This window comes from Catellatospora coxensis, from assembly GCF_016862635.1.
Lineage (GTDB): Bacteria > Actinomycetota > Actinomycetes > Mycobacteriales > Micromonosporaceae > Catellatospora > Catellatospora coxensis.
This window is the reverse complement of sequence record NZ_BONI01000168.1, coordinates 1-3,191: the sequence shown is the minus strand read 5'-3', so window position 1 is coordinate 3,191 and position 3,191 is coordinate 1. Positions and strand designations below refer to the sequence as shown.

2 protein-coding genes are annotated in these 3,191 nt (G+C 66.8%); both read right to left on the bottom strand.

Annotation, left to right across the window (positions count from 1 at the left end; translation table 11 throughout):
* Positions 1-1,654: 1,654 nt before the first annotated feature.
* Positions 1,655-2,092 carry a hypothetical protein gene (locus Cco03nite_RS41710; RefSeq protein ID WP_203699587.1) on the bottom strand — a complete coding sequence of 146 codons (438 nt, stop codon included), beginning with the start codon at positions 2,090-2,092 and terminating at the stop codon, positions 1,655-1,657.
* Between the two features lie 126 nt (positions 2,093-2,218).
* On the bottom strand, positions 2,219-2,995 hold the full coding sequence (locus tag Cco03nite_RS41705; RefSeq protein WP_203699586.1) for a GntR family transcriptional regulator: 777 nt from the start codon (positions 2,993-2,995) through the stop codon (positions 2,219-2,221).
* Between the last annotated feature and the right edge of the window lie 196 nt (positions 2,996-3,191).

Below are 3,191 nucleotides of genomic sequence, written 5' to 3'. Positions count from 1 at the left end.
AGCCCCGACCTGCGGAAACGCGGTTCGGGGCTTTTTTGCGTCCACGTTTCGGCAACCCGGCTGAGTGACCGTGGCTGACCGCGCACGACCGGCTGTCGCCGTGCCTTGGGGCACGTTCGGTGCACGGTCTGATCTTGCTTCTACGGCGCTGCCACGACCGCCGAGGGCAAGCCGCGCAGCGGCGCGGCAGCGATCGCCCGGACCACAATGGACAGCGACCCGTCTGGCGATCGTCACGGTCTCTGGTGTTTCAGCGGTCTAGGTCTAGACCACCGACGCTCTAGACCTAGACCATGGTCTAGAGCGGCTGCACTCGCCCCGCCAGCGCTCTAGACCCTCTAGAGCATCCGCCGGCACGGCACCAAAACCGGTCCGGGAAGCCACCGCGGACACCCTGCCCCGGCGCCCTAGACAGGTAGCGGCGCTGGCGGCTCGGCCGCTACCGGTAGCGCCAGCGCTACCCGTCCCGCTACCCGCTGAACCACACACCAGCAGCGGCAACGCCGAAAGGTAGCGGGTAGCGGCACCCCGCCGCACACCTCCGAAAACGGCCCACAGGCGGCCTACGGCCACCCATGCGCCGCTACCGCTACCCCCACCGCGCGTAACCGTCCGGTCGTCCACTCGTCTACTCGTCTCACGCCCCCGCGCGCACGTACGGGCGCGTTCTGGCCCGACCCACCGGACGCGACCGGACGACTGGACGCTTACCGCCCGTCACGCGAACACCTACGCGGCGCGGAGATGTCCCCGCTGGTTGGCGGTAACCCCGCCGGTAACGGCTGGCCACCGGGTAACGGCCGCGTTACCCCCGCCGTTACCCCGCCGCACCCTCGACCATCAGCGCCAACACCGAGAGGTAACGGGTAACGGCATCGCCGACAACGGCCCGGAAACGGCTCTAGCCGCCACCTCGGCCACAGTCCCACGCCGTTACCCGTCCACCCGGCGCGTGTCCCTGACACACCCCCGTCTCGGGGACACCTCCAGCTCATCGCCCATCAAGGGTGAGCGCGCCGACCGGGGACAACCGCGCCGAGCGCTGCTATCGCTAGCACCCCCGACCAGCCCGATAGCAGATAGCACCCTCAGCGCCAACCCAGCCCACAAACGGCCTCTCGTCCACTCCCGGCCACCCTGCGCCGCTCCTGCTAGCAGCAGCGCCAGCAAGGGAGGTGGCCTGGCCCCCGCCTCCGGCGGGCTGACGAACCAGACCAAGCACGCAGCCCCCGCGCAGCGGGAGGCCACCTCCCCAACCCGACCACCCATCAGCCGCCGCTAGACCTAGCGACCCGACCCGCTAGGTCTAGCGCTCGCGCTAGCCCCTGGATCGATGTGCAGCCTGCGGCCTAGCCCTCTAACGGTGTCGCGCTGGAGCGGCCGAAAGGTGCCCTGAGAGGCGCTGGGGAGGGTTCTGAATGGCGCTAGAGACTTCGGCATGAACGCCGGTGCGGGCCGCCGCCCTCCCCGCGCGGGCCGGAGGCAGAGCGCGGGGGAAGGGCGAGCGGCCACGGTGCGGCGCGTCAGCGCCGCCTTGATCTCATAGAGACTAATTCGGCAATCACTCGGCTAGAGCCGTGTCAGGTACCGGGTGATGCGCGACAGAGCGATACCAGTAGACGTGCGACAGGTTCTGCGGCTATCAATCGCTGCGCTACGGGGACAGCGACTCCGCCATCGCCGCACTGTCGCGGCGAGTTGCCACGAGCCAGCTGAACAGGCTCGCGCCGGCTAACCACAAAAACCAGGGGGCGAAGGTCCATCGGCCTTCACTCATCAGGCCGCTCGTTGTTGCCGCCACACTCGGATCGTGACGGTCGACGTACATGGTCAGAGCGTCGCCTGGTTCAAGCCCGCTGTAGCGCGCCGTCTCGCCGTCGAACCCAGCACCGCCCAAAGTCGCCGTGTACTGCTGGCCGTCCAACGAATATCGGACATCCAGGACCCGGAATCCACCCGACAGGAGAAACGCCCGCGGCTTCGCGACCACTACAGCTTCAACGGCCGAGCCTGCGGCTACCCGATCGTTCGCGTTGCCTCGCTGGATTGCCAGGTCGGCAAAGCCTGCGATGACTGCCGCGAGTCCCGCCACCAGCAACGCTGCTCTCCGACCAGTCACAACGGCGCAGGTTACATCACCTTCCCAAGCTGCGACGGGAGGGATCCAGGGCTGTCGCATGTCAGGTGGTATTGAAATGCGCACATCTGGTGAAGCTAGTCACTCGGCTAGAGCCGGAACAGGGATCGTATAGGTCAGCTCGTAGCGGTCACCGGGGAACGTGATGTAGCACGCCTCGACGGCACGATCTCCGGCGTAGTGCGTCCGCTCGATGACCATGACGTAGGCACCCCGAGGCGGCAAGTCCAGTCCGTCCGCCTCTGCGGGTGTCGCCGCCCGCGCGGTCACCTTCTCCACGACCCGATCGATGGGCACACCGATGCTGTCCATCCGCGCGATGACACCAGTGATCGGCCCGCCTTCGGGTAGCTCAATCGGCGTGCCGCGCGTGACTGACAGCGGCTCCCACGAACAGGAAAGCTGGATGGGCCGCTCGTCAGCGAAGAACCGGTAGACGGTCTCCATGACCGGCTCCCCCGTGGCGACGCCGAGCATTTCCGCCACCTGGTTCGTTGCTGCTACCTCACGGCTGACGTGCTCCCACGCCGCGAGCTGGTTGGAGTTCGTCGCGTCGGCCTTGAACTGCGACGTGCTGACCGCCGTGCGCGAGTAGCGCCCGGTGCTGTCGCGGACGAGCCGTTTCCGGGACGTGACGAAGACGCCGGCACCTTGCCGCGCCACGGCGATGCCCTCGTGACGAAGAACGGCCAGTGCATCTCGCGCAGTCATCCGAGCTACGGCGTACTGCTGCATGATCGCGTTCTCACCGGGGAGTCGGTCGCCTACCTGGTACTCACCACGTGCGATGGCGTCACGCAGGTCGTTAGCGATCTCCATATAGCGGTGCGGCACGCGGTCAGGTGTGTCAGGTGCCATCGTCTCTACCTCCGCGAACCTCTCTAGAGGACAGGCTACGGGTACCCACCCGAAAGCGGAAATCACCTTTCAGCAGGGACGAAGCAAGTTGGCACATTCGCGCGGACTTCTCTAGAGAACTCGTGGTACGGTTGGGACAGGTGAGCTTCTCTAGAGAAGCTGCCACAACCAAATAAAGGCCCCGGACGAGCTGGAA